This window comes from Endozoicomonas sp. 2B-B, from assembly GCF_053470045.1.
In genome coordinates, this window is record NZ_JBLZMU010000001.1 from 2382653 (window position 1) to 2408438 (window position 25786).

The 25786-nt window shown below is 47.8% G+C and carries 22 protein-coding genes and 1 CRISPR repeat array; of the genes, 14 read left to right on the forward strand and 8 right to left on the reverse strand.

All coding sequences use genetic code 11. From position 1 onward, the window contains the following. Positions 1-31: 31 nt before the first annotated feature. On the reverse strand, positions 32-337 hold the full coding sequence (locus ACOMHB_RS09865) for a HigA family addiction module antitoxin (RefSeq protein ID WP_448216472.1): 306 nt from the start codon (positions 335-337) through the stop codon (positions 32-34). Between the two features lie 388 nt (positions 338-725). Between ACOMHB_RS09865 and ACOMHB_RS09870 the strand changes: the two genes are divergently transcribed. Further along, positions 726-1016, forward strand: coding sequence for a hypothetical protein (locus ACOMHB_RS09870; protein ID WP_448216473.1), 291 nt, complete (start codon positions 726-728; stop codon positions 1014-1016). Positions 1017-1313: 297 nt separating this feature from the next. Here ACOMHB_RS09870 and ACOMHB_RS09875 read toward each other — a convergent pair whose 3' ends face one another. Continuing rightward, positions 1314-1439 (reverse strand): hypothetical protein, encoded by a 126-nt coding sequence (locus tag ACOMHB_RS09875; RefSeq protein WP_257253224.1) that lies wholly within the window; start codon positions 1437-1439, stop codon positions 1314-1316. A gap of 248 nt (positions 1440-1687) precedes the next feature. Here ACOMHB_RS09875 and ACOMHB_RS09880 point away from each other — a divergent pair, with 248 nt between their 5' ends. The 5 genes from ACOMHB_RS09880 to ACOMHB_RS09900 all read left to right on the forward strand — a co-directional run bounded on the left by ACOMHB_RS09880 (position 1688) and on the right by ACOMHB_RS09900 (position 7647). Then, entirely contained in the window at positions 1688-2668 is a 981-nt protein-coding gene (locus ACOMHB_RS09880) for a recombinase RecT (RefSeq protein ID WP_448216474.1), read from the forward strand. Between the two features lie 11 nt (positions 2669-2679). Continuing rightward, entirely contained in the window at positions 2680-3729 is a 1050-nt protein-coding gene (locus tag ACOMHB_RS09885) for a lambda-exonuclease family protein (RefSeq protein ID WP_448216475.1), read from the forward strand. Between the two features lie 96 nt (positions 3730-3825). Further along, positions 3826-4830 (forward strand): AAA family ATPase, encoded by a 1005-nt coding sequence (locus ACOMHB_RS09890; protein ID WP_448216476.1) that lies wholly within the window; start codon positions 3826-3828, stop codon positions 4828-4830. Next, the gene (locus ACOMHB_RS09895) at positions 4827-5804 is read left to right on the forward strand and encodes a DUF3150 domain-containing protein (protein ID WP_448216477.1); all 978 of its coding nucleotides are present in this window, start codon (positions 4827-4829) and stop codon (positions 5802-5804) included. The genes ACOMHB_RS09890 and ACOMHB_RS09895 overlap by 4 nt, the downstream gene beginning before the upstream one ends. Positions 5805-5898: 94 nt before the next feature. Further along, on the forward strand, positions 5899-7647 hold the full coding sequence (locus ACOMHB_RS09900; protein ID WP_448216478.1) for a hypothetical protein: 1749 nt from the start codon (positions 5899-5901) through the stop codon (positions 7645-7647). Between the two features lie 70 nt (positions 7648-7717). Here the strand turns inward: ACOMHB_RS09900 and ACOMHB_RS09905 are convergent, their stop codons facing one another. The 6 genes from ACOMHB_RS09905 to csx16 form a co-directional block, all read right to left on the reverse strand. Continuing rightward, a complete protein-coding gene (locus ACOMHB_RS09905; RefSeq protein ID WP_448216479.1) occupies positions 7718-8557 on the reverse strand; it encodes a hypothetical protein in 840 nt (279 codons plus the stop codon). A gap of 469 nt (positions 8558-9026) precedes the next feature. Then, the gene (gene cas1 / locus ACOMHB_RS09910; protein WP_448216480.1) at positions 9027-9947 is read right to left on the reverse strand and encodes a CRISPR-associated endonuclease Cas1; all 921 of its coding nucleotides are present in this window, start codon (positions 9945-9947) and stop codon (positions 9027-9029) included. Positions 9948-9949: 2 nt separating this feature from the next. Further along, a complete protein-coding gene (gene cas2, locus ACOMHB_RS09915; RefSeq protein ID WP_448216481.1) occupies positions 9950-10258 on the reverse strand; it encodes a CRISPR-associated endonuclease Cas2 in 309 nt (102 codons plus the stop codon). After that, positions 10255-11193: a CRISPR-associated endonuclease Cas1 gene (gene cas1, locus ACOMHB_RS09920; protein WP_448216482.1), complete on the reverse strand. Its 939-nt coding sequence runs from the start codon at positions 11191-11193 to the stop codon at positions 10255-10257. Before cas1 (ACOMHB_RS09920) ends, cas2 (ACOMHB_RS09915) begins: the two co-directional genes overlap by 4 nt. Before the next feature lies 1 nt (position 11194). Further along, complete coding sequence (gene cas2, locus ACOMHB_RS09925) at positions 11195-11473, reverse strand: CRISPR-associated endonuclease Cas2 (protein ID WP_448216483.1); 279 nt, start codon at positions 11471-11473, stop codon at positions 11195-11197. Positions 11474-11602: 129 nt separating this feature from the next. Beyond that, a CRISPR array of direct repeats spans positions 11603-16275; the repeat unit is 36 nt; unit sequence GTCTTAATCCCTTCAAAGTCAGGGACGTTCCGGAAC. Positions 16276-16462: 187 nt separating this feature from the next. Beyond that, positions 16463-16765, reverse strand: a complete 303-nt coding sequence (gene csx16 / locus ACOMHB_RS09930; protein ID WP_448216484.1) for a CRISPR-associated protein Csx16 — start codon at positions 16763-16765, stop codon at positions 16463-16465. A gap of 141 nt (positions 16766-16906) precedes the next feature. On the opposite strand from csx16, the gene csm6 reads away from it, so the two are divergent. The 8 genes from csm6 to cas6 are packed head-to-tail and all read left to right on the forward strand — an operon-like array spanning position 16907 to position 25775. Then, complete coding sequence (gene csm6, locus ACOMHB_RS09935) at positions 16907-18070, forward strand: CRISPR-associated ring nuclease Csm6 (RefSeq protein WP_448216485.1); 1164 nt, start codon at positions 16907-16909, stop codon at positions 18068-18070. 39 nt (positions 18071-18109) lie between these two features. Then, on the forward strand, positions 18110-19252 hold the full coding sequence (cmr1, locus tag ACOMHB_RS09940) for a type III-B CRISPR module RAMP protein Cmr1 (RefSeq protein WP_448216486.1): 1143 nt from the start codon (positions 18110-18112) through the stop codon (positions 19250-19252). Continuing rightward, complete coding sequence (gene cas10, locus ACOMHB_RS09945) at positions 19242-21203, forward strand: type III-B CRISPR-associated protein Cas10/Cmr2 (RefSeq protein WP_448216487.1); 1962 nt, start codon at positions 19242-19244, stop codon at positions 21201-21203. Before cmr1 ends, cas10 begins: the two co-directional genes overlap by 11 nt. Continuing rightward, positions 21200-22387: a type III-B CRISPR module-associated Cmr3 family protein gene (locus ACOMHB_RS09950; protein WP_448216488.1), complete on the forward strand. Its 1188-nt coding sequence runs from the start codon at positions 21200-21202 to the stop codon at positions 22385-22387. The genes cas10 and ACOMHB_RS09950 overlap by 4 nt, the downstream gene beginning before the upstream one ends. A gap of 23 nt (positions 22388-22410) precedes the next feature. Next, positions 22411-23277 (forward strand): type III-B CRISPR module RAMP protein Cmr4, encoded by an 867-nt coding sequence (gene cmr4, locus ACOMHB_RS09955; RefSeq protein ID WP_448216489.1) that lies wholly within the window; start codon positions 22411-22413, stop codon positions 23275-23277. 1 nt (position 23278) lies between these two features. Next, entirely contained in the window at positions 23279-23737 is a 459-nt protein-coding gene (gene cmr5, locus ACOMHB_RS09960) for a type III-B CRISPR module-associated protein Cmr5 (protein ID WP_448216490.1), read from the forward strand. Next, entirely contained in the window at positions 23734-24879 is a 1146-nt protein-coding gene (gene cmr6 / locus ACOMHB_RS09965) for a type III-B CRISPR module RAMP protein Cmr6 (protein ID WP_448216491.1), read from the forward strand. The genes cmr5 and cmr6 overlap by 4 nt, the downstream gene beginning before the upstream one ends. Further along, the gene (gene cas6 / locus ACOMHB_RS09970; RefSeq protein WP_448216492.1) at positions 24879-25775 is read left to right on the forward strand and encodes a CRISPR system precrRNA processing endoribonuclease RAMP protein Cas6; all 897 of its coding nucleotides are present in this window, start codon (positions 24879-24881) and stop codon (positions 25773-25775) included. Before cmr6 ends, cas6 begins: the two co-directional genes overlap by 1 nt. Positions 25776-25786: the final 11 nt, after the last annotated feature.

The window sequence follows — 25786 nt, forward strand, 5'->3', positions numbered from 1 at the left end:
GAAATAACTGGGCAACACGAAGAATCAGTCACTACGCAACCTGATTAAAATCAATGCGTTCCAGGTTTGCTGTATCGACCACTTGCCTGGCTTTCCACAAGTCAAAGCTCTCCTGAAGTGTCATCCAGCTTTCAGCAGAACCACCCAGTACTTCGGACAGTCGAATGGCCATTTCCGGTGAAACACCTGCTTTTTCATTCAGCAAACGATTGAAAGTACTTCTGGCCACGCCCAGTTGGTCGGCAATTCTGTTAGCGGTCATTGAGGTGAATGGCTCAATATAGGTGCGGTAGATCAATGCCCCTGGGTGAGGTGGGTCAAATTGTTGTATGGCCATCAGTGGTAATCCTCATAGTTTACGATGTAGGCATCTCCGTCTTTAAATTCAAACACAATGCGCCAGTTACGTTGATCTGAATACACAACAGAGGAACTTTATCAGGCAGCCAGAGAATATGTGAAAGCAAAATATAAGGATAAAGAAGTATACAGCCTTGCCTTGAATAGTAATGTAGTACTTAATTGGCAAGGCTTGAGGCACCCATTAAAACCTACTTATTACGACCGAAACCGGGCACTGGTCATTCCGGCACTTCCTAAACTTATCGGCAGTGCGATCAATCCGGTGTTTTTCAAAGGATCGTAGTGAAAGGAAAGACATAAAAGGACTCTACCATCTTGATGCAAAAACACTGGTTAAAGGTCAACCCTTTGATGTGAAGCTAGTGTTCAAGGTTCTGGAAAAAGGCACTAAACAGCATTATCAACTGGAAGCAGAAAAAGAAAACCCCGCTGCAATAACCGGTACTAGCAACATCTCATACGAGGTGGTTGACGTAGTGCTCCGTCCTCCAGCGGGGGATTCATTAACTTTAGACCAGCGCGCCACCGAGAAGTTCAATCCCGGCAAAGGCAAAAACGGCCCAAAGGCCTTCACGGTCGGCCTTCAATGGATGAAGGTGGTAGCCCGGTTTATCCATGTCATTAACGGTTTTTGCTGCACTGCCTATATTTGATAATCATTGTAGTTAGAATCAGGTCATGCAGGTCGCAAACCGCTTAGATCGTTGTCTTGGTAGACTCATAACTTGCATCATCAGACTGATATGAAACCCGCTCAATTCCGCACACAGTGTGTGCTGAATCTCTGAAATAGAAAATAGAATCGTGAATGACTAAAGCCCTAAGCAAGTTGTGGACGACTCGAAAAAATTGAATTACCGATCATGTGTCCTATAGTTACCACTCCTTCCTGGAATATGATCTATGGCGTAGTGACCTCATCCTTGATGAGACCGCTACAACGGTAATGATCAGAATACGATCTCACAGGTCAGTGTGTTTTGCAGATCCGGCAGATAAAACACGCGCAGCGGTGAGGTGGTTGTCACAGGGAAGTGGCATTCCGGAATCAGCCTGTCAGCTTTGCGATCAGGCATTCAGAGCATCAATTTTCAAATGACGTTAGCAGAGAAAGTCTGTTTTCGTGTCCATTGATCGCTTCGGTGATCCACCTACGTCGTATGAGCTTCTGGCTTCGCCAGAATCTTATTCGTGCCTCACGGCAACTGCTCCTGCGTTGCCCTAGCTCCGGCATCCGTGCCGTCGTGCATGGCAGAATTTCTCTGTCATGCGGGGAAGTTCTGTCTTGCATCTTGTTTTTCAGGAAAGTGAGAGAGAACTTCTTATGAATCATTCTTGTGTTGTTAATGATAGTGGCAGTGCCAACGATCTGGTGGCTCGTTTTGCGGAACGCTATGGCTTCCGTGAAGATGAGTTGCTGAATACTTTGGCGCAGACTGCGTTTCGACAGCAGAACGGCAGCGTTCCCACCCGGGAGCAAATGCTGTCTTTGCTGGCAGTGGCAGACAGCTATGGTTTGAACCCATTTATCCGGCAGGTGTGGGCTTTATCCGACAGAAAAGGTGGAGTATTGCCTGTGATATCTGTCGATGGTTGGGTTTGTATCATGAACTCGTATCCAGAAAGTGATGGGATTGAATTCGGTTATCCCGATGAACTTATCCAGTTCGATGAGGATATGAAACCCTGCCATCCCTGGATTGAGTGCACGGTTCACCGTAAAGATCGGGAACATGCGATTCGGGTACGTGAGTATCTTGATGAGCTGTACCGGCCTGCAGTGATAAAGAATGGCAAGAAATTTCCTGGCCCCTGGCAGACTTGTCCTAAGCGAATGCTTCGCCATAAGTCTCAGATTCAGGCCATTCGGATTTCCTATGGTCTCAGCGGATTATTTGAACCGGATGAAGCTGAACGGTTACTGGAAACCCAGATGGGTGATCCTGTGCCTGATCTGCGGGAGTCTGAGTCAAAGCTGGCAGAAGCAGCGGGCAAGAAAGTGAAGGAAAATGCTGGGCTTGTGTCGCCTGAACCGGATGTTCAGGATGACACGCTGGCTGAGATAGCAGGGGAGTTATTACCAGCGAAAGCCATTATTGGTGATGAAGTGCCTGAGCCCAATGGTCTTGAACCACAGGTTGTGTCGTTTATTGAACAGATTGTGGAACGAGCCAGGGGAACAGGAGCTTTTACCGCCGCTCAGGGTTTTGCCCAGGAGCGGTTTAAGGAAGATGGTAATGCTCTGAATTACTGCCTGTTCCGGCTGGATGTGGCGCAAGCCGAATCAGCAGAACAGGCTGTTTAAGGTGATTTGTGATGAAGCAGATCAATCTTGAGCAACGATCCAGGGAATGGTTCGACTGGAGAAGCTGTGGCGTCACAGCCAGTGATGCTGCTGTGATTCTCGGGCAATCGCCTTATAAATCTCGTTGGCAGCTTTGGTGTGAAAAGAAAGGTGCAGAGAAATCAGGGATTCTGAAGGAACCGGATTTATCTTTAAACCCTCATGTTCAACGCGGGATTGAGGATGAAGACGACGCAAGGATTCGGATGGAAGAAGCGTTGGGTGATGCGCCGCTCTTGCCCGTTTGTGGAGAGTGGGAACAGAACCCAAGGCTGCGTGCCAGTTTTGACGGTATGACCAGGGACGGTATTCCGGTAGAACTGAAAGCGCCAAGTGAAAAAGTCTATCAGGATGTGAAGACTTTGAAGGGGCAGTCGGAAGGCTATCGACGCGCATTTGCACAAGTGCAGTTTCAGATGTTGGTTGCAGACTCTAATCGCGCCTGGCTCTGTTTTTATCGAAAAGGTAGGCCGATTCTTCCTGCCTGTATCAGCAGGGACGATCACCTGATTCAGCAGTTGCGGACGGAAGCAGAAGCTTTCTGGCGGCTTGTGGAAGAAGGTGATGAGCCGGAGAAAGATCCGAATCTGGATGTTTATGTGCCAGAAGGTCCGACGGAGCAAGCGCATTGGCTCAAGCTGGCAATGGTCTATCGCAGTAGCCAGTATCGTCTCGATGAGTTGAAAGAGAAGCTGGAAACCGGGAAGTCTCAACAGAAGCGGCTGCAACAGGAGTTGCAAAAGTTGATGGGAGCATTTCGGGTAGCTGAGTCTGATGGTTTACGTATCTGCTGCAGTGAATGCAGTGGTTCCATAGATTATCAGAAAGCGCTGGAAGCATTGTGCAAACAACACCAGCTGGCGTTGCCGGATCTTGATGCTTTTCGCCGCAAGGCGAGAGAGCAGGTAAGGGTAACCTTGTTGGAAAAGAGAGTGGACGACAGAGAGTCAGAAATTGAAGTGTCTGAGAATGATCGGTTGATCTTAAACCCGACCGTCAGTGAACAGAACTTCTATTTCTGAATCCAATTTTCATTAACCCGGGTGGGGCAGTTGTTTTCCCCATCCGGGGGAGATTTCTGCCCTTTTTTTGTTTTTTGAGAGTGCAGGATATTAACAATGGAAAATGATGCTCAGTCTGAGTCAGCGGGTTTGCAACCGGCGTTTTATGAGCTGAATGAAACCTTCGATCTGGATTCCAATCAACTGATTCTGCTCGAAGGTTATAAGGAATGTGGGCATCCGGCAGTACCGGCCGTTCAGTCTTATGTATTTGACAGAGACCGGCTGCGGAAGCTGCTGGCGTTTCTGGATAATCCGGAGGGTGATGGCTTGTATTTGTGCGGTCCGACAGGGTGTGGGAAAACCAGTCTGGTTTCCCAGGCTGCTGCAAGGTTGCACTGGCCAGTGCAGATGGTGCCTGTTCATGGAAGGTTAGAGCTGGATGATTTGCTGGGGCAGAAAGTGTTGGATAAGGGATCAACTCCCTTCCAATATGGCGCTCTCAGTATTGCGGTAAAAGACGGTCATATTCTGATCCTGGATGAGATGGATGTTGCCGACCCGGCAGAACTCGCTGGTTTGTATGATCTGCTGGATGGTGCGCCTCTTGTATTGGCGCAAAACGGCGGAGAAATCATTCCGGTGCATCCACGATTCCGGTTTGTTGCCACCGGTAACAGTGCAGGAGCAGGGGATGGCAGTGGTTTGTATCAGGGAGTATTACGACAGTCATTAGCCTGGTTGGATCGGTTTCGAGTAATTTCGGTGGATTATCCAGACGAATTCACAGAGCTGATGATTCTCAACCAGGTGGTGCCCGACCTGCCCGTTGTCGTCAGAGAAAAGATGGTGAAACTCGCTAACGAGGTGCGTCGTCTGTTCACGGGTGACTCTGATGGAAGAGCCGGAGAAGGCGAATCACAGCTCAGTGTCACTTTGTCCACTCGTGGACTGGTGCGCTGGGCAAGATTATCACTCCGGTTTCAGGGTGCACCCAGAGTATTTGAGTATGCGCTGGAACAAGCCCTGACTGCCAGAGTGGAACCTGCGGAGCGACAGGCGATTCATCGGATTGGGCATGATGTATTCGGAGACTTATGGTCTTCAGGAGTGGACTCATGACAGATCACGCTGTTGTAGACAAAGTTCTGGATCAAATGTCTGTGATTGCCCTGGACTGCTCCATCTGGTCGGGTGCCCGTCGTCTGAAACCAGAGGATTTGGTGCTGGGAAAAGGTGGTCAGTTGCCGTCTGATGAAGTGGTATCGCTGGGAAGCAAAAAACTGTGTAAACGGGAAGTGCTCAAGCCATTTCATCGTCTGAGAGATCAGGCCTGTCGGCTCTGTGGCAGAGAAGGAGTAAGGTTTCTGGGTGGTTATGCTGTGCCCGATCATTATGTTTCAGGATTAAGTCTGAAACTGGATCAGGTTCAGCAGGACTTTAACCAGGAAAAGCAGGTGTTTCTGACAGGCTATGACCAGCATATTCAGGAATGGGTGAGTGCCCATCCTGACTTTGCCGAAGCCATAAGAAGTGCCGTGCCGGATGCTCAGGATGTAGGTCAACGTTTTCATTTTGGTTACACGACTTACAAAGTAGTGGCATCGCCCCAGCCGGAGAACCTGAATCAACAGGTAAACCAGTTGGGTGGCACACTGCGAGAAGAAATCAGCCGGGATGCTCAGGCTCTGTTTGAGCAGACCTTCAAAGGGAAAAACAAAGTCACCCGTAAAGCTCTGAATCCGATTCTTCGGCTCAGAGATAAACTGCACGGTCTGTCGTTTGTTGATCCCGGAATTTCGCCCATAGTGCAACGGCTGGATGCCGGGTTATCGCAATTGCCTAACAACGGAGCATTGGAAGGTGAGGTGCTGACTCAGCTGATGGAACGGGTTTTACTGCTGTGTTCGGTGGAACAAATGGAGCGCTGTGCGGAAGGGTTGACGGCTCTTGAACCTGTGAAGGTGCAGGATCAGGAAATGCCTCAAACCCAGTCGTCGGCATTAAATGAGATAGAGATTCAGGAAGAACCTCTTAAAGAGCAACGGGTTGTGATACCCGAGGAAACGGTGCCTACAGCTACTTTCTACTTCTGAACCGGTTGGTGTAAGCCAGCCACCCCAAGCGGGACATAGTGCCCGCCGGGGCAGGAGCTATGTCCCTTTTCTTATGCATACGAGGTATTTGGATATGGCTCCTGTTTTACACAAAGCACTCCCAATTGTTGGCAGTGCATTGGGCAGAAAAATGGGTGTTCGGGTTGAAGTCTCTGGCCGTAAAGCGTGCACCGATGGCGAGTGCATCTGGATTCCAGCCTTTGACCCGCAGCAACGTGAACAAGAAACCCTTTGTTGGGGATTCTTGAGTCATGAGGCTGCTCATGTGCGTTACACGGATTTTGATCTGGACTATGAAGGCTCTGCTCTTCGGCACAGGCTGACTAACCTGCTTGAGGACATTCGGATCGAAAAAGCAATCAGCCAGGAATACCCCGGTGCTGGCTTTTCGCTCGCAGAAGTCATCCGGCAGTTAGTGGCTGAAGGTCGTGTAGGTGCACCAAAAAAGAGTGATCTACCTGTGAAGGTGTTAAACGACTCTTTATTGTCGATTCTGCGCTACGAGGTGCTGGGACAGATCGCTTTGGAGCAGGAAGCAGCGAAAGCCCGTGAAGTGATGAAAGACTGTTTTTCCAGACAGTTACTGGATTCGCTTGATGAACATTTGGTCAAGGTGCCTGACCTGAAAAGCACGAAGGAAGCTTTGAGTCTGGCTGACCAGATTATCGCGTTATTTCAGAATCTCAGCCATGAGAACGCTGAAAACGAAGATTCAGGTGAGGTAGGTACGGAAAAAACAGAAAATTCGTCAGAAGATCAGGAAACTTATTCTCAGAATTCTGATACACAGGATCAGGAGGATAAATCAGATTCTGTGTCAGGTGATGATCTGGAATCCGATTCTGCGGAAGGAAAAGAAATAAAAACTGAGAATTCGTCAGGAAACGATGATCAATCTGCTTCAGCAAACGGAGCTGCTTCAGACAAGGCTGAAGACCCGTTTCTGAAACAAATCCTGGAGTCGTCTGATGTTGACTGGCCTGAAGACCTCTACGAATCCGTGGCAGGACAGCTTGAATGCTGGAGTTATAAGCAATCACCCAGATTGTCAGCAATAACTACGACACCTGGAATTGATGAAGTGTTCATAAATGATCAAAACAGAGAGGCCGCAAAGGACTTGCTTTGGAAGGTAAAGTCAGAATCCGCTCGTTTAGCTGCACAGCTAGCCGGACTGGTTCAGGCGCAAACCTTAACCAGAGATCGCATCGGCAAGCGAGGTATGAGAATCAATGGTAAACGGCTGCACAGGATAGCTCTGGACGATGGTCGTCTTTTTAAACGACGTTCAGAATCCATAGAAACCAATGCGACTGTTCATATTTCTCTCGATATCTCAGCGTCGATGAGCCCACGGATGGAGCTGGCAAGAGAAGCGGTTCTGGCTCTGATAATGGCATTGAAGCCGATTAAAGGAGTCACTCTGACGGCTTCTGCCTATCCGGGCACTCTGTCTGACTGGGTATACCCAATAGTTTCAGGCAAGGATTCAGATCTGCGAATTGCAGAAATACTCTCTGCTCTGGACAGTCATGGCTCAACCCCCATGGCCACAGGATTGTGGTACGCAGTGCATCAGATTTGCCAGTCAAATGCCGAAAGGCGCTTGATTCTGATGATGACCGATGGAGCACCGGATATTGATCACTATGATGCGGTGGTTGATCTGGTAAAACGTTGTGAGTATTCAGGGATAGATGTTGTGGGGCTGGGGATCGGTATTCAGTTGTCGGAGGAGCTGTTTTCAAAAAATCTGATGATTGAGCAATTAGGTGAATTAAAAAATGGACTCTTCAGCTTGACCAGAGAATGGCTGCTTTGATAAATAAAAAAATGCCACTCGCTGTACCTTTGGACAGTAGAGTGGTTTTTTTAACCAAGATGTTGGAACTTTAAAATCGTGCAAATTTTCGAATAGCACCTTCAATCAAGCTATCCAGAGACTTGTCAGATAAAATATTCCTAAGATAATCATCGCTGTGGTTGGATGAGTCACTGTGCCAGACGTGTTCACGTACAATCTGTTTAAGTCGAGCTTTACTTAGAGAACTTCCGCAGTATCTTGCTGCAGACCCTGTTAAACTTCGAATAACTGGATAAAAGCCTTCACCGCCTTTATGGTCGCCAATTAATGCAAGCCAGTGTTGTCCTCGGGCTGAGTTTTTAAAAGACTCAACACACATCCCATAATAAGGCTGCTTGCTCGCTGCTTGTGTAGAGCTTCGGGACGCCGCTATCGGCTGGCTATCTTCCTTTTCAGCTGCTGAAGACAAGGTAGCAGCAGGCAAACTGTCCATGCTACCTTTCAACAAACCATTTCGGTTGGCTATCCAGTCTGCTAGTCCCATGAAATTTGGACTGGAAACATAAATCAGCTGAGCTGGGCTATATAAAGAAGGGTCAATACAGCAATCATTTTGCCTTGTTTTTGCCCAGGCTTTGATGGTTGCAAGAGCTAATGGGGTGTCCAAAAGAAAAAACAGCCTTGTATAAAGCTGGTTTGAAATGGCTTTCTGGCTGGCGGTGAACTGCCAGTGGCAACTGGTATTAGCAAAAGGTTCTCCCATTGTTGTCAGTGCAAAAGTAATGGCTGCTTCTGGCTCTTTGTTTGCGTCAAAAACAGGTACTGACAATCCATCAATATCTATGATCAGTACTCCTGTTTTTCGATCTCCCAATGTTGCTGGGTAATTATCATCGCTATAAAGCAAGCGGCGAACCCATTCATTCATGGGAAAGGTTTCGAGAGGCTCACCATGCACCAGTCCAAAGTAAAACTGAGTAGCCAGTTGATGAATAAAACAGGACAGCGCTTCAATGGTTTGAAGTGGTTCAGACTTGTGTCGCAGGAAATAACGAACTCTCGGATAAGAAGACGTCTTCAGAACGCCTCTTTGCCAGCAGATCGTTTTGCATAGTGGTTGTCGTGCCTGGAGCAGGGTTAAATGATTCATACCCTGAATCATAGGAGTGCATTAAAAAGATGGACCTTACGCAAGCTTGTCATCCCTTAGACAAGCTTGTCAGCGCTCTGCAAGTTGCCATTGTAGATTAATCTTTACGTTGTAACTCACAACAAAGAGAGACAATTTTTAATGGAAGATGATGATTTCTTTGAAGACTGGTCGGACACCTTTGATGATAAGGATGCCGATGACTGGGAAGGTTTTTACGGTTCTTCAGAACCGGACGAATAGCGGGTTATGCCCGGTATTCGTCTGCTGCTTTTGCCCACCGATGGGTAAAATACCTCATTCGTTTTTCAGTCAACTTTCCAAAGTGGTACCACTGATGAAACCAGACCTTTTGCCCTGGACTGTTCAATTCACAGATCTTATCTCTTTGCCAATCAAAATGCTTCACCTGAATAATATTGTTCAGAACCAGAGTCATAACGAATTGTTCCAGTTCAGGTCGAATACAATCAACGAGATCACAAGCCAGTGAAGCCCTGCCAGCGCTGGGTTTATGTAAAAAGCCGGCATAGCAGTCCATCCCTTTTTCAGAGAGGGCATTATGAGCCAGCTGGTAAAGAAAAGTAGCTCCCAGCGACAACATGGCATTCACTGGATCTCTGGGAGGTAGGCGGTTACGACCAGAGAAGCAAAACTGGGGAGGAACCAGGTTAGACATAGCCTGATAAACCTGCTTTGCAGCACGGGCTTCATTTGCCAGCAATTTTTCATAATGCATTGATCGATTTGTTTTCATTTGGCATTTAACACCTGCTACCTGTTCAGCATAATGCTTTAACCCCATTGCCTTAAGCCAGTGCTGCTGACGGTTTAACTTATACAGTATCAGTGCTCTGACAAGACGAAGGTTGTACGCTGTGTCTGTCAATGCCTGATACTGAGCCTGCCGACGCCTGACGTGAGCTACAGATTCCGGCGTTACTGATACAGAAGCAACCTGAGAGTGAGCATGATAAAAGTGCACGCTTATGCCCGATTTAGCCAAACCATGAAGAACTGATGTGTTTATATCAACAGGTTTGCAAATAATCACCTGTTTTAAACGTTTGAGAGCAATAGACTGTGACTGATTTTGCGAATGAACAACCAGTCGCCCATGCTTGAGGCTAAGTGTCGTATTCTTGCTATCAATATAAAGTGTATCCATCTTTACAGGCTTTCCCATTTCACGGTTGCAGGCCCTCCACTGAAGCGGATACCTTCAGGCAGTAAAGGTTTGCCATACCACTTAATGTTTTCGCCTGCTCTTGCAGGAATAATCCTTATATCATCGGTGCTCTCGTCCATCAGTGTCTGTATGTTTGACACCAGGTTTTCAATATCTTTTCTGCTCAGGTTTGCGTAGAACACAGAGCGTTGGAGAGAAAAGGCTTCCTGCCTTATATAACGATGTATCTTAGCCAGACGACGGGGACATGATATGTCGTAGCAAATAAGCCAGCCATTGTTTTGATTCATTGGATGGTTTCATCTATTTTGTTTTTCAGGGTTTTTGCGTACACCCACAACAGGCGTTTCCAGACCACCGCTTCTGATTCAAAGGTATCCTGAAAGCGGGTTAGGGTGTCTTTCTTTAAAAAAATACCTGAGTTTGTAGTGACAAAATGTCTCTTCCTTACAATTTGCTGATTAAACAACTTCAAAACAAACAGTTCTACCAATGGGCGTAGTGGTTCCATCAGATCACAAGCCATTGCCTGGCGGTTTTTTCCGGGTTTATGATAGAAACCAAGTGCCGGATCAAGTCCACAACATAAAATCATTTGCCATGCCAGCAAGTAGACCCGAGTATAGGTCAGCGATAACAGTGCATTTACGGGGTCTGGCGGCGGACGCTTTTGTCGTTTTTTAAATCCGAGACTTTTCGGTAGCAAAAAACGATAGGCGTAAAACCAGCTTTGTTGAGCTTTGCCCTCCAGTCCTCTCAGCTGGTCAACTGTTTGCAGGAGGGGCAACTGATTTCGGTAATGTTCAGTTTTACGAAGGCAATCAAATAAAATCCGGCGTAGATCCGGGCGACGTTTTATACAGATATCTATCGCTTTTAACATACGATAAAGTTTGGTATCGAGCCAAAAGCGAACCATTTCTAGTGACTCGGGGTGATTAATTAGTTGCAGCTGTTTGAGCCTGCATGAATAAACGGCAGACCCCACTGGCGCAATGGTGAAGCTTCTGGACAGTTGGTGAGTGTTAATATAAACCAACGTAATGCCCATTTCATTGGCAGTACTAATGAGTCGACTGGGCAGGTTTACCGAATGTAATAGGACCAGGGTATCAAGGTGTCGCAGAGGGATAGTCAGAGGTGGTTTGTTTTCCATTCGAATCATGAGTGCCTGCGCCTGACACTCTAAAGATATCACTCTGTCGTTAATAATCAGGTGTGCCATATCACGCCACCAATAGAAAGTCTGTGAATAGTAGCGAATCGGATTGACCCAGCCTAATGATCTTGCGGGAGCAACTGACAGGCACCCAGAACAGCGAGTCTTCTTCAGACAGGAGTGGCGTTAATTGCCAATAAATTTCCTGCAATTGCTGTTCATTCAGCCAGCATTCAAAGACTGACTTCTGGCGGCTGTCGCATATTTTTCGCAGCCGGTACAATGCCTTGTTTCTGGATTTTTGATCCTTAATGTCGTAGCAGATGAGTACGGGTATTCCGGCCATTATTTTTTGCTCTTATTAATTGTCTTGATAAAATTGTATGCTCTGCTGCTACTTAGATGTGGTTAGACAAGCTTGTCAGTTGGTAGGTAGGATTTTGTGTAAACGCAGGGTGGTCAGGATCTTCACGCAGTCTCTATCCCTTCAAAGTCAGGGACGTTCCGGAACAAACACATGCCTGGGAGCAGAGGCTGGCGGAGGGTCTTAATCCCTTCAAAGTCAGGGACGTTCCGGAACGGATAAGCGTACCAGAAAGGACGTTACAGCCATGTCTTAATCCCTTCAAAGTCAGGGGCGTTCCGGAACCTCGTTGATAAGGAAATGAGTGTGGTTAAAACGTCTTAATCTCTTCAAAGTCAGGGACGTTCCGGAACGGCGGTCTTGCTCGATCTGCTGGAACAAATCAGTCTTAATCCCTTCAAAGTCAGGGACGTTCCGGAACCTGGGGGAGGACCCGATTGATCTACTGGAGGCCGTCTTAATCCCTTCAAAGTCAGGGACGTTCCGGAACGACACCAAACCATCCTTCGAGAAACCCACGGAGTCTTAATCCCTTCAAAGTCAGGGACGTTCCGGAACTGGCGCAACCGAGCGCAAACCAAACAACGCCAGTCTTAATCCCTTCAAAGTCAGGGACGTTCCGGAACGAGCTGAAAAAACTGATTAAAAAGTACATAGACGTCTTAATCCCTTCAAAGTCAGGGACGTTCCGGAACAGGGCACTCCAGAAAAAGCCCTTGAATACATGTCTTAATCCCTTCAAAGTCAGGGACGTTCCGGAACAAAAACAAAAGACTTAAGCAGAAGGGCTGAGAGTCTTAATCCCTTCAAAGTCAGGGACGTTCCGGAACTTCGGTGAGTTGTATCAGCAAATAGCCGAAGGTCTTAATCCCTTCAAAGTCAGGGACGTTCCGGAACCAACACGAACAGGAGACACCTCGATGTCCCAACGTCTTAATCCCTTCAAAGTCAGGGACGTTCCGGAATCCTGGCACTGCGCCTATCCAGAACCTGAGCGTGTCTTAATCCCTTCAAAGTCAGGGACGTTCCGGAACATACAATGGAAAGTACTGACCCACTACTCACCGTCTTAATCCCTTCAAAGTCAGGGACGTTCCGGAACTCATTTGAGAAACCCACGGACTCAATCAACGAGTCTTAATCCCTTCAAAGTCAGGGACGTTCCGGAACGTAGAGAGGCAGCAAGGAAAAATAACAACGGGGTCTTAATCCCTTCAAAGTCAGGGACGTTCCGGAACGCTATTATATAGAAAATAAATACGCTGGAAACGTCTTAATCCCTTCAAAGTCAGGGACGTTCCGGAACGCTGAACGTGCCTCATAATATGTTTTTTCATGTCTTAATCCCTTCAAAGTCAGGGACGTTCCGGAACGTGGTGAGCCAATTATAGACGGGAACAGTGTGTCTTAATCCCTTCAAAGTCAGGGACGTTCCGGAACTTGATACGGGTATCATCGAAAGAGTCTATGGGTCTTAATCCCTTCAAAGTCAGGGACGTTCCGGAACGGGTCAGTTGCTTAGGATCGCCTTCATCCAGAAGTCTTAATCCCTTCAAAGTCAGGGACGTTCCGGAACGATTGTCCAGTAGGCCAGACCGTATTCATCGACGTCTTAATCCCTTCAAAGTCAGGGACGTTCCGGAACTCTTTTTGGCCTCGGGGTAACTGTTTGCTAAAGGTCTTAATCCCTTCAAAGTCAGGGACGTTCCGGAACGGATGGGAATTACTTGATCTTGATGTTAGGTTGTCTTAATCCCTTCAAAGTCAGGGACGTTCCGGAACGCACAAACTTTCTTTTCATAATGAGAACCCAGTCTTAATCCCTTCAAAGTCAGGGACGTTCCGGAACTCTGAGGAGACATCTACTACAAAGGAGTGACTAGTCTTAATCCCTTCAAAGTCAGGGACGTTCCGGAACGGATGAAATAAAAAAAGAGTTGGAAAGACAATTGTCTTAATCCCTTCAAAGTCAGGGACGTTCCGGAACACATTGGGTGCGGGTGTGGTGAATTTGGCAAGTCTTAATCCCTTCAAAGTCAGGGACGTTCCGGAACCACTGGCGGAGCGTGCAGATTTAAATTAACTCGTCTTAATCCCTTCAAAGTCAGGGACGTTCCGGAACACAACGCAAACAGGGCAAGGTGTTTATACCCTGTCTTAATCCCTTCAAAGTCAGGGACGTTCCGGAACGATGAACAGAATCCCTTCATCCCAACTGCTAATGTCTTAATCCCTTCAAAGTCAGGGACGTTCCGGAACGATCATCACTGGTCGCATCTTCATAAAGAAATCGTCTTAATCCCTTCAAAGTCAGGGACGTTCCGGTACTGAAAGCCGGTGCCATCATTACCGAATTCTTCGTCTTAATCCCTTCAAAGTCAGGGACGTTCCGGAACTCAGGGTGTTGTTCATTGCAATTTTTCTCTCTGTCTTAATCCCTTCAAAGTCAGGGACGTTCCGGAACTTAATTCAGACGTGCAGCCAGCTAAGGCCAAGGTCTTAATCCCTTCAAAGTCAGGGACGTTCCGGAACAAAGAAATCCGGTGCATTGCAGGCTCCCGGTCGTCTTAATCCCTTCAAAGTCAGGGACGTTCCGGAACGTCTACGAACAGAGAAACGGCTCAAAGTGGTATGTCTTAATCCCTTCAAAGTCAGGGACGTTCCGGAACAGTCGCTGAGTATTATTGAACCTATTGAACTAGTCTTAATCCCTTCAAAGTCAGGGACGTTCCGGAACGGAAGATTATTGATGGACTGGGTGTTGAGCATATGTCTTAATCCCTTCAAAGTCAGGGACGTTCCGGAACTCGCTATGCCGCAAACAATCCAAACAACCTTGTCTTAATCCCTTCAAAGTCAGGGACGTTCCGGAACTTCATGGGAGAGTCAGGCACTGGAGAAGACGGGTCTTAATCCCTTCAAAGTCAGGGACGTTCCGGAACCTCAAACATCTGGTCAGGAACGCCGTGATCCTCGTCTTAATCCCTTCAAAGTCAGGGACGTTCCGGAACCCTGCCAGAAATGATCTGGCAGACCAGCAAAGTCTTAATCCCTTCAAAGTCAGGGACGTTCCGGAACCGAAGGCTAGTATGCAGGATCAAATCGACGTGTCTTAATCCCTTCAAAGTCAGGGACGTTCCGGAACACTTTGTGGTGCAAATAGATCAAAAAACAGAGTCGTCTTAATCCCTTCAAAGTCAGGGACGTTCCGGAACAGATCGCCAAAGGTCTCACATCACAGGTCTATGTCTTAATCCCTTCAAAGTCAGGGACGTTCCGGAACATCAAACCGACGCGGTTAAAGACCGAGTTGGAGTCTTAATCCCTTCAAAGTCAGGGACGTTCCGGAACATTCACTCGAGAATGACCCCTGCCCTCTGCCATGTCTTAATCCCTTCAAAGTCAGGGACGTTCCGGAACACATAACTGAGCAGGATGTCGAAAATGCAAGAAGTCTTAATCCCTTCAAAGTCAGGGACGTTCCGGAACGCAACCCGATGTGAAACAAAAGAAATGGCCTGTCTTAATCCCTTCAAAGTCAGGGACGTTCCGGAACTTATAGAATTTCATGGTGGAACTCCTTTTCGGGGTCTTAATCCCTTCAAAGTCAGGGACGTTCCGGAACTCAATTCAGACGTGCAGACAGCAAGGGCCAAGCGTCTTAATCCCTTCAAAGTCAGGGACGTTCCGGAACTGTAACCTCCGGCGATCTGATCGTGGAATATGTGTCTTAATCCCTTCAAAGTCAGGGACGTTCCGGAACTGAACCTGAATGGTATGGAAGTCAAAGACGAATGTCTTAATCCCTTCAAAGTCAGGGACGTTCCGGAACGACACCTACGGGGTCAGTCAGGAAATTGAGCTGTCTTAATCCCTTCAAAGTCAGGGACGTTCCGGAACAAAAAACAATAACTTAACCTATGTTTTTTGTTGTCTTAATCCCTTCAAAGTCAGGGACGTTCCGGAACAGAACAAGCCTTTAAAACGTGCGTGGTCGCTCGTCTTAATCCCTTCAAAGTCAGGGACGTTCCGGAACAGGTACTGGAATAAAAAGGTAGTCCCCTGCGGGTCTTAATCCCTTCAAAGTCAGGGACGTTCCGGAACGCTTTGAGGCAGAAAACGCCCTTGAAGCCATGTCTTAATCCCTTCAAAGTCAGGGACGTTCCGGAACGGGCGATGGGAGGTATCAGCGACTGTACCATGGTCTTAATCCCTTCAAAGTCAGGGACGTTCCGGAACTTATGTCGGGTGCTTCAAAGAACCACGAAGTTGTCTTAATCCCTTCAAAGTCAGGGACGTTCCGGAACTTTTAGGGGGGCTGAGCAACCAAAAGAAGCGGTCTTAATCCCTTCAAAGTCAGGGACGTTCCGGAACGCGTAAGCAAACCCCATATCAAACTGGGCCGTGTCTTAATCCCTTCAAAGTCAGGGACGTTCCGGAACGGCGCAACCGAGTGCAAACCAAACAACACCCCGTCTTAATCCCTTCAAAGTCAGGGACGTTCCGGAACTAATTAAACCGAAAAGGAGTTCATTATGAACGGTCTTAATCCCTTCAAAGTCAGGGACGTTCCGGAACGAATATCTGGCTGACATCAAGAACGAAGACCTCGTCTTAATCCCTTCAAAGTCAGGGACGTTCCGGAACTATTTGCCAGAATCCCTGACCCTCAACCAGATGTCTTAATCCCTTCAAAGTCAGGGACGTTCCGGAACAAGGACCTTTGTCGAGGGACAAGGACAAAGGTTGTCTTAATCCCTTCAAAGTCAGGGACGTTCCGGAACTCCAGAGTCAAAATAGTACTTTAAACTCAATGGGTTGCAAAGAGGGTTAGCTAGTACTGTAAAAATGAACAGTAAAAAACAGCCGTTTTTCATACTTTTCATACCTTAGTTGGCAAGGGGATCTGTAAGTGACTGATTTATATCTTGCTTGTATAAAAGAGCAACAAAGTCGCTTCCAAAAACTGAGCTAGCTCTGTTGTTGGCCCAATTGAACATGGAATTGCTCGAAGCGAGCATTAAACCTCCGCATTTCTTCAATACTTAACTCCTGACCGCGTTTGTGTTCGGGAATATCTATGCAAAGATGCCAATATTCGGCCCCCAAGTCACACACAATAGCAGCCAGGTGCACGGGCAGTAATCCATAAACCCTATCGCCGCAATTAATAGTGCGGGCATTTATATGTTGGATGGTATGGTCAAAAACCAGCCCGGTTGACTTTGCCCATTCTACAGCACCGGGGTGACGGGTTATCAAATACACAGCCATATATTATGTTGCTACAAATCGATATAACTTGATTTGAATTTACTATAAGGTGTATTTCCAAATAAGTCTCACAAGCTTGTGAAACATCACATTGGCCGCAAAGCTTTCATGATTATGGTTGACGTTTTTCAGGGGAACTTAATGACAAAACCAACCGCTTACCGAAATATATTGTTTGTGGCGTCCGGAATGTCGCCACAGATACTGACTGAAACGCTGTATGCTTTAGTTGTGCAGGATACGCCTTTTATTCCTGATGAAATACATCTTGTTACCACTCTGGAGGGGCGTGAAAAGGCGCAGGCAGGCTTACTGAATTCTGGCCAGGGCCAGTTTTATCAGTTTTGTCAGGATTACGGGTTTTCACCAAACGCTTTCAGCGAAGGCAATATTCATGTCATATGCGATGCACAGGGAAATGCCTTACCTGATATTAAAACCCCTTCCGACAATGAAGCTACTGCAGACACTATTACTGGCCTTATTCAGCGATTCACCGTCGACCAGGATACCCGGCTGCATGTATCGCTGGCTGGAGGGCGAAAAACCATGAGTTATTACACAGGTTATGCTCTGTCGCTTTATGGTCGCAAGCAAGATCAGCTTTCGCACGTCTTGGTCAGTGAGGGCTACGAGAGTTGTCACGATTTTTATTATCCGACACCTGAGAGTCGCAAAGTTAGGAACCGGCATGGTGAAACCTGTGATGCAGCTGATGCCGAAGTAACGCTGGCACAGATTCCTTTTGTGCGGTTACGTGAAGATCTGCCCGAGCGTTTTTTACAAGGTAAGGCGTGTTTCAGTGAAACCATCCGTATTATGGGCAAGATAGACGAGCCTCGGTCACTGGTTATTAATGTCCAGGAGTCCACCATTACCGCATCGGGTTGCGTTATATCAATATCCGACCTTGAGCTTGCTTTTATCTTAATGTTTGTTCGAGACTTGCAAGATCATGGCGATGAGGCAGGGTATGAATTGCCTGGCATAACGGCCAGCCCTGCGATTGGACGAGCTTATTTACGATCTTTGTGTGAAATCAAAGGCATTGACTATGTCGAGAATTGGCAACAGCTGGAGGGCAAGCTGATTGACCAGGATGTGAATTCCAGAACACTTAAATCATTAACAGATGGAATGATGAAAGCTTCATTCTATAGTCAGCGTCGTAATGAGTTAATGCGATTGCTGAAAATTGAACTGGGTAAAAAGCTGGCTGAATGTTATTTACCCCAGCCTGCGAATGGCCGGGGTGGTGAACATCGCCTGCTGCTGGATGCCAGTCAGGTGTCTGTTATTATTTGAATTTCAAACTATCAAAACCACAAATTATAAATAGAATATATGGAAAAAGAATCTCTGCAAAAACTTGAGGCACGTTATCTACTTTCGACTCCCGTATTTCTCGGCGGGGCAGAGAGTGACAGCTGTGCGAATAAAATCAGGCCACCTTCTGTCAAAGGCGTATTGCGCTTCTGGTGGCGAGCGTTGGCATGGAGTCGTTTATTTAATGGCGATGCAAACCAGACACTAAAGCAGGTTCATCAGGAAGAGGGCGCTCTGTTTGGTCATGCTGCCGGAGGGAGCAGCAACAACAAAGCCAGTAACAAAGGCTGTCAGGCCGCTTTTCGTTTGAGAATACATGAAGACAACAGCGAGCAAGGTAAAGATCCACTGAAACGGGTTGATTATCTGCTTGGTCAGGGAATGATAGAACGTAATAAAAATTTCAAGTATCTGAATTCTGGCGGCTGCTTCTCAGTAAGCTGTTATCCACGGCAAATAATGACTAAGCAACAGCATAAGGAACTGGAACTGGCATTGCTGTGCCTTGGCTTGTTTGGAGGGCTTGGGGCTCGTTCTCGCAAAGGTTTTGGGAGTTTGTCCATCCAGTCTTTACAAGGTGGTCGTTATTCAGCACCTGCAAATGCCGAAGCTTATAAGGCTTTGGTCAAAGAGTTGTTGAAAAGTGTTGATGGTGCCCGAGCGCAACCCGTCTATTCCGCTTTTTCATCCTGTAGCCGGGTTGATGTGTCCACTATGGGCAAGCAGCCGGAATTGTTGTTGGAGAAATTGAACAAAGAGTTGCAGCAATACCGGGGCTGGTTTACCGAAGAGAAGAATTTTTACAAGGATCATGATTGGGCATATGAAGTTGCTGAAGGACAGCAAAAATCAGACTTGCCTAAGCGAACCGTGTTTGGATTACCTCATAATTATTACCTGAGTAAAGCCAGGGTTAAGGTTGGTATAAACGCCGACAGTGGTCGTCGTGCAACCCCGCTGTTCTGTCATGCTCACCAGTTTGAAGACGGCAGTGCGCTATTAGTGCAAACCTTGCTGCAATCTGATTTTTTGCATCACAGCCTCAAGGTTGAAGTTTCTGCTAACCGAAAAACGAGCAAGGTTAACGCTGATGTGGACTGGTCGGTTATTCGTACCTTTATGGACCGCTTTGAAGATAAAGAGGTGATCTATGGAAAGTAAGTATTTTCATATCACTCTGGGTCCCGTTCAAGGCTTTGTTGCTCAGGCGCGAAGAACCCGTGACTTTTGGGCAGGTTCATTTTTGTTGTCCTGGTTATCGGGTGTTGCCATGGTGGCCGTCAAAAAACAGGAAGGCGACATAAAATTCCCCATCCCGGCTGAAGGATACCTCGAGTGGCTGGAGGGCAACGGGGAAAATGCTGCTCCACAACAAGGCTCTATTCCTAACCGCTTTAAAGCCGTGAGTATGAAAGTGCCGGCTGACTTTAACCCCGAGCAGGTGGTTCAGTCTATTCGTGAAGCCTGGCAGGCTCTGGCGGAGCATGTCTGGCAAAAAGACCTGAAATCACTGGACGTTGACTTGACCGAAACCCGCAAAATCTGGGACCGGCAGATCAATAATTTCTGGGAAATCAGCTGGTGTCTGAGCGATGAGGCAGTTGCCTCCAACCTGCTTGACAGGCGTAAGAACTGGCGAACTTATCAGCCACCTCAGGAACCGGGTGTTAAGTGCATGATGATGGATGGCTGGCAAGAGTTGTCTGGTGCCAAACGTCCTGGCCGGGCAGGTCAGGGAGAGCGCCCATTCTGGAAAGCGGTCAGGCAGCAAATAGGAAAGGTTGATCTGCGTTCAGGTGAAGAGCTGTGCGCCATTGCTTTTGTTAAACGTCGGTTTGCTCATAACTTTGCAACCTTTCAGGCAGAAATGCCGGGAAGCTGGATGCTGTACGGCTGGCAGGTTCCTGTCAATGTGCCTTCCGTGAGCTATCTGGCTGCAACACACTGGCTGGAAGAAACCTTTAAACAGGCAAAAAAGCCGGAGCAATGGGATGCTATCTGGGCACTGCATCATGCTTTGGAACCGTTTGAAGCTAGCGACGGTCATTGTGCAGAAGTACCCGTATGCATTCGCAAAGCGACAGAGGATCATTCTGAAAAAGATCAGTGGCAGCGGTTTGACGGTCAATACCTGTTTGACTTTATCCTGCAATCAAAAGGTTGGCAGGAACCTGACTGGCAGCCACAGATGGAGGATGTATATCAGTGCCTGAAAAAAGTGCAGCAGATAACCGACTCCAGCCCTAGTCCTTTTTATGCAGTATTGCTCATGGATGGTGACTCACTGGGTAGCCAGATGAGTGATCCCGAGAAGCAGGTACCTATCAGCCAGGCCCTTAACCAGTTTACCAGCAATGTGTCGGACATTGTTCGCAAGCATAACGGATTTCTGGTGTATGCAGGAGGTGACGATGTCCTTGCTCTGCTGCCTATGGAAGACGCAATGCCCTGCGCATTAGCACTGCGCAGTGACTATTTGGAATGTTTCAGAAAGTTCGGAAAAGGCATGGCAACCAGTACTTTGTCAGGGGCTATTGAGTACTGTCATGTAAAGTCGCCTTTGATGAAGGGCCTGTTCGATGCTCATGGCCTGCTGGATGATATTGCCAAGGATCAGACAGGCAGGGATTCACTGGCGGTCAGAGTCTGGAAGCCGGGTGGTTTGCATCTGGAGTGGAGCTGCCCTTGGGAAAAAGTGCTGAACGGCAACAAGCTTGTGATTAACCAGTTAGCCAGCAAGCTCTGTCACACTGATGCAGAAGCTGAACAAGACCAAAAAGCCATTAACGGTTTTGCTTGGGGCTTTTTTCAGAAGGCGGAAAAACTGTTCAAGGATATGCAGCTGAATAAAGGTGAAGACGTTTTGCCTGTAGATGCAGTGCAGTCATTGCTCACAGCCATGTACCTGCATACCGGTCAACTGTCTAATAAAGACCAGGAAGCAGCGGGTCAGTTGGCTAAAGAGTTGATCAGTCAGTGTCAATTATGGGTGCGCGAATATCATGGGAAGGACAGCCAATACCATGAGCGTGCTGGCTTGTCGATAGACGCACTCAAGTTAGTCCGTTTTCTGGTAACCAAGGGACAGGATAAAGAGGGGCAAGCATTATGAGTACACATTGGCGTTTAACGTTTACCCCGGTAGATAGCTGGTATTTCCGAGAGTCAAGGCCACACGGTGCGGCTGGTGCTGACCGCCTGGAAAGTCTGTTTCCTCCCCCTGTAAGAACGGTTGCCGGTGCGATTCGTACCCGCATAGGGGAATGTCTGGATGTAGACTGGCAGACATTTCGTGAAGGTGAAGCGTGCTTTGGTGATATCAGCATTAATGAGTTGCTGGGCGACAGTGTAGATACAGGATCATTATCGTTTTCTCCAGTGGCAGTGACCACAAACAATCAGCCACTTTTTTCCTGGCCTGCCTGTTTGCTGGAGAAGAAATCACTGGCAACAGGTAGCCAAAGTGCCGACTATGTCCGGCTGGTACCCGGTAGTCCTGTGATGTGTGATCTGGGTAACGTCCGTCTGCCAGAACTGGCACAGCCTTGTTCCGGTGCCAAAGTGCCGGAGCGTGATTACCTTGATCAGACATTGCTGCAAAAGATATTGGCTGGCGGTTTGCCTGCTGACTCTGGCAAGGGTATTACCCGCCAGTCTGACCTGTTTTCACTGGAACCACGACTGGGTATCGGCCTGGATAAGCAAAGTGCCACTGTTGAGCAGGGGTTGTTGTACCAGACCAGCCATCTGCGGCTCGCAGATGAGGTTGCTGTGAGTATTTTGGTGAGTGGGCTGCCAGAAATTGTGGCAAAAAAAATGCAGGAAAACTTGCAGGCATCACCCTTTATACGCTTTGGTGCCGAGGGACGAATGGCCCGTGTCACTCTGCAGCCGGAAGCACAACCTGCTTTGCCTGACTGCCCCAAGGCCAAGGGCAATGAGCAGGGTCTGATGTTGATGCTGCTGTCCGATGGTGATTTTGGTGATACACAGCAATCTCCATTGCCCGGATTTAAGCCCGTTATTCAAGATGGTGTACAGCACTGGCAAGGTTCCATTAATGGCCTTGAGGTTGTTTTGCATTGTGTTATGACAGGCAAGCCGCTTCGACGAGGTGGCTGGGACTTGAAACAGGGTTGCCCCGGTGTAATGAAAAGCTATGTGCCAGCCGGTAGTTGCTACTTCATCAAGCCACTGGAAGGCACCCTGACCGAAGCGCTGGCATTACACGGCACCCGCATTGGTGATCAGACATCATGGGGTTACGGGCAAATTGCCTGCGGACTCTGGATATAATTCGAATCAAAAAAGGTATTACCATGACCACAGAAACCGCATTCTTTACCCTGATGGCTGAAACGAGCATTCACGCCGGTGCCAGTGAAGCAGAAGGTGCCGTAGATTTGCCCATTCAGCGCGAAAAACACACCGGTTGGCCCTGTATTTTTGGCTCCGGTGTTAAAGGCGCTATGCGTGCTAAAGCTGAAAACATTGAAGGTATAGACTCGAAAACAGTATTTGGACCGGGTCCCAAAGAGAACAACGGCAGCGACCATGCCGGAAGCCTGCTGGTAAGTGATGCACGTCTTTTATTTCTGCCTGTTCGTTCCCTGACAGGGCACTATCGCTGGGTGTCTTGTCCGGCACTGCTCAGGCGACTGGAGAGAGATTTGCAGCGGGCTGGACGTGAAGGCTTTTCCTTCGATATTGAATTGAATGACAACGAGGTGTTAGTGGGCAAAGCAGGTAAAGCTGACCGTCTGTACCTTGAAGAGTACGCCTTTGATGTGAAAGGCCATGTGGACGATTCTGTTTTGAAACAGCTGCAAGGTTTGCTGGGCGATGACTATCAGAATGACCTTTCAAACAAGCTGGCCATTGTCAGTGACGATAACTTTGTTCATCTTTGTCAGGCTGCTGTGCCAGTGCATGCCCATATTGCGATTGAATCCGAGACTAAAACGGTGCGTGACGGCGCACTTTGGCACGAAGAATCTCTGGCTCCGGATACGGTAATGTACATGACACTGGTTGCCCATAAAGGACGTTCAGGGGCAATGACTGCAAAAGATGTGATGAACGAAATCAGTGAGAAATTGTTCCGGGAGCCCTACCTTCAGGTTGGGGGCAATGAAACCACAGGTATGGGATGGTTCAAAGTTAACCCTGTGGAGGAGGTAGCCTGATATGAGTCTTAAGGTTAAGGTCCGCCATAAGGGTGAAGGTGTAAAAATTGATAAGCCCCGCACCGTTCAGCAACAGCGGGCAGCGTTCTCTTATGAAAGGGTTTCACAAGTAGTAGCACTCAAGAACCCTGATGCTGCAAAAGTATTCAAAGCCAAAGCCAACTCATTGCCTGCCATGGTGCAGATGAATGGGCTTGGCCAGTCTCTGGCATTTGCCAAAAGTAAAGCTGATCCGCAAAAAGCGGAAGGCATTGCCTGGCAGCATTTGTATGATCTGGTTAGCGACTGGCATGGCCGTGAAACAGGTTGCTATCCGGATACTGATGTTCTTGAAGGCATCATGTCTCAGGACATGCACGTCTATCGCCAGGCTCAGGCTGAAACTCAGGCATTAATGGTCTGGGTAAAGCAGTTTGCCAGAGCAGAAATTCGCATTAGTGAAGAAGGTGGTGAAGAATGACACTGTTTTTACCACTTTATGACCAGTCTCAATGCAGTAAGCCAGCGTTTCCCTACCACAAGGGACTTTATTTTGAACGTTTTTTTTCATACCCCGGGCAATGGTCAGTTGATACAGACAAAAACCGCAAAAAAGATTGGATAAAATACATAACCGGTTCTTGCGGTGATGGCAATGAGATAACCCGTTTTGCCGAACGTCAGGTTCGTCTGGTTAATAGCCTGAAAGGGTTGTATCAGGTGTATCAACTGGATTGGCATTTTGTAACGGGTATGGGTAATCCGCATCCGGTGGAAAACGGTTTTCTCTGGCATCCCACGCTGGGTACTCCCTACCTGCAAGGGTCATCAGTAAAAGGTTTGCTGCGCAGCTGGATGGAGCAGGAAGGGGCTGACAAAGCTCAAATGCATCGCTGGTTTGGCAGCGAGTCCAAAAAAACAGAAGAACAGTTTAAGGATAATCAGGCCGGTGGTTTGATTTTTCATGATGTTGTGCCAACGAAATCTCCAACTGTTGCCCTTGATATCATGACACCACACATGGACAAGTGGTACGAAAAAGGTGGGTCTGGCAAGCCCGCTAATGATCCTCAGACTATTCCTGCCGACTGGCATAACCCGGTGCCGGTTCCGTTTTTGGTCACTAAAGAGGCCAGCTTTTTGTTTGCCATTTCACCGCGTACCAAAGCTATGGAAGGAGAAATGGAGGCCGTGATGGAACAAATGGCTGGGGCTCTGGAATGGCTGGGGTTAGGTTCCAAAACATCGGTTGGTTATGGTTCCATGAGTCCTGACGAAAGGGCTCAAAAAGACTTTGCAGATGAGCTGGCAGAGCAGTTGGAGAAGGAACAGGAAGAAAAACATAAGTCCAGCCTGACTCCTGCACAGTTATCACTTTTCGATCTGGAACAGCAATTGAACAGTGATATTGACAGAAAAATTGTAGAAGCTGGTGGTGTCTGTAAACAGCAGTTAAAACGGGTAGTTGATCAAGCTGATCAGGAGGGCTGGATTATCGGTGAACTGGAGGAACTGCGTGAGCTTGCGATTAAAGTACTGAAACAACATGGACCCGACCCGAAAAAAGGGAAAGGTAAAGAGTTGATGAAAACCATCCGTGCTTTACAGGAGCGGGCAAATTAATGCTGACATTACCAATGGCACGCTATCGTTTCCGGGTTCGCATGCACGACACACTGAAACTACCGGAGTTTTCCGGGTCGCTGATGCGTAGCGTGTTTGGAAGCGCTCTGAAACGATTAGCTTGTTCTAATCACGAAAAGCAACCTTGTACAGACCAATGCGCCTATAGACGGCTGTTTGATCCGGAGCGTCCTGAACAGGGGCGTTTTCCGGAAAACCCACCTCCCTATGTGATTCAACCTCCAAGGCAAACACTTGTGGAAGCTGGGCAATGCCTGCAGTTTTCTATGGTGCTAATGGGAAAAGCGCTGGAGGATTTTCCTATTGTTGTGCAGGCTTGGCAGCAAGCATTGGCAGCAGGGCTGGGTAAAAAGAGGGTAACGGGACAGTTGCTGGACATTACTCTGGTAAACGAGGAACAACCCCAGAGGGTGTATTCTTCCCTTGACTGTCAATATCAGCCGCATAAACCGGAAGTATTGTTACCTGCAGACTATTCTGGCTCTGTCACGATGAATCTGCTCACACCGCTCCGGTTGCAGCAACAAAAGCAGTTTATTAAACCTCAGGGTCTCACTACAGAGATGCTGGCAAAAGCACTGTTGCGCCGTACTCGCCTGGCAGGTGAGGTTTATCTGGACCTGAAATCACCGGACTGGCACCAGTTTGCTCAATGGTTTGAACCGGTAACAATGCAAAGTGAGCTGAACTGGCAAACAGTTGAACGCTACTCAAGCCGACAGAAACAGTCTATGAAGCTGGGCGGATTATTGGGTGTTATTCGATTGAATTATGTTCCTGCTGAATTGCAGCCCTGGTTAAAACTCGGGGAATATTTGCATCTCGGCAAGAACAGTTCATTTGGACTGGGGCAATACTACTTGAGTGTCGTATAACTGCAAGAGCA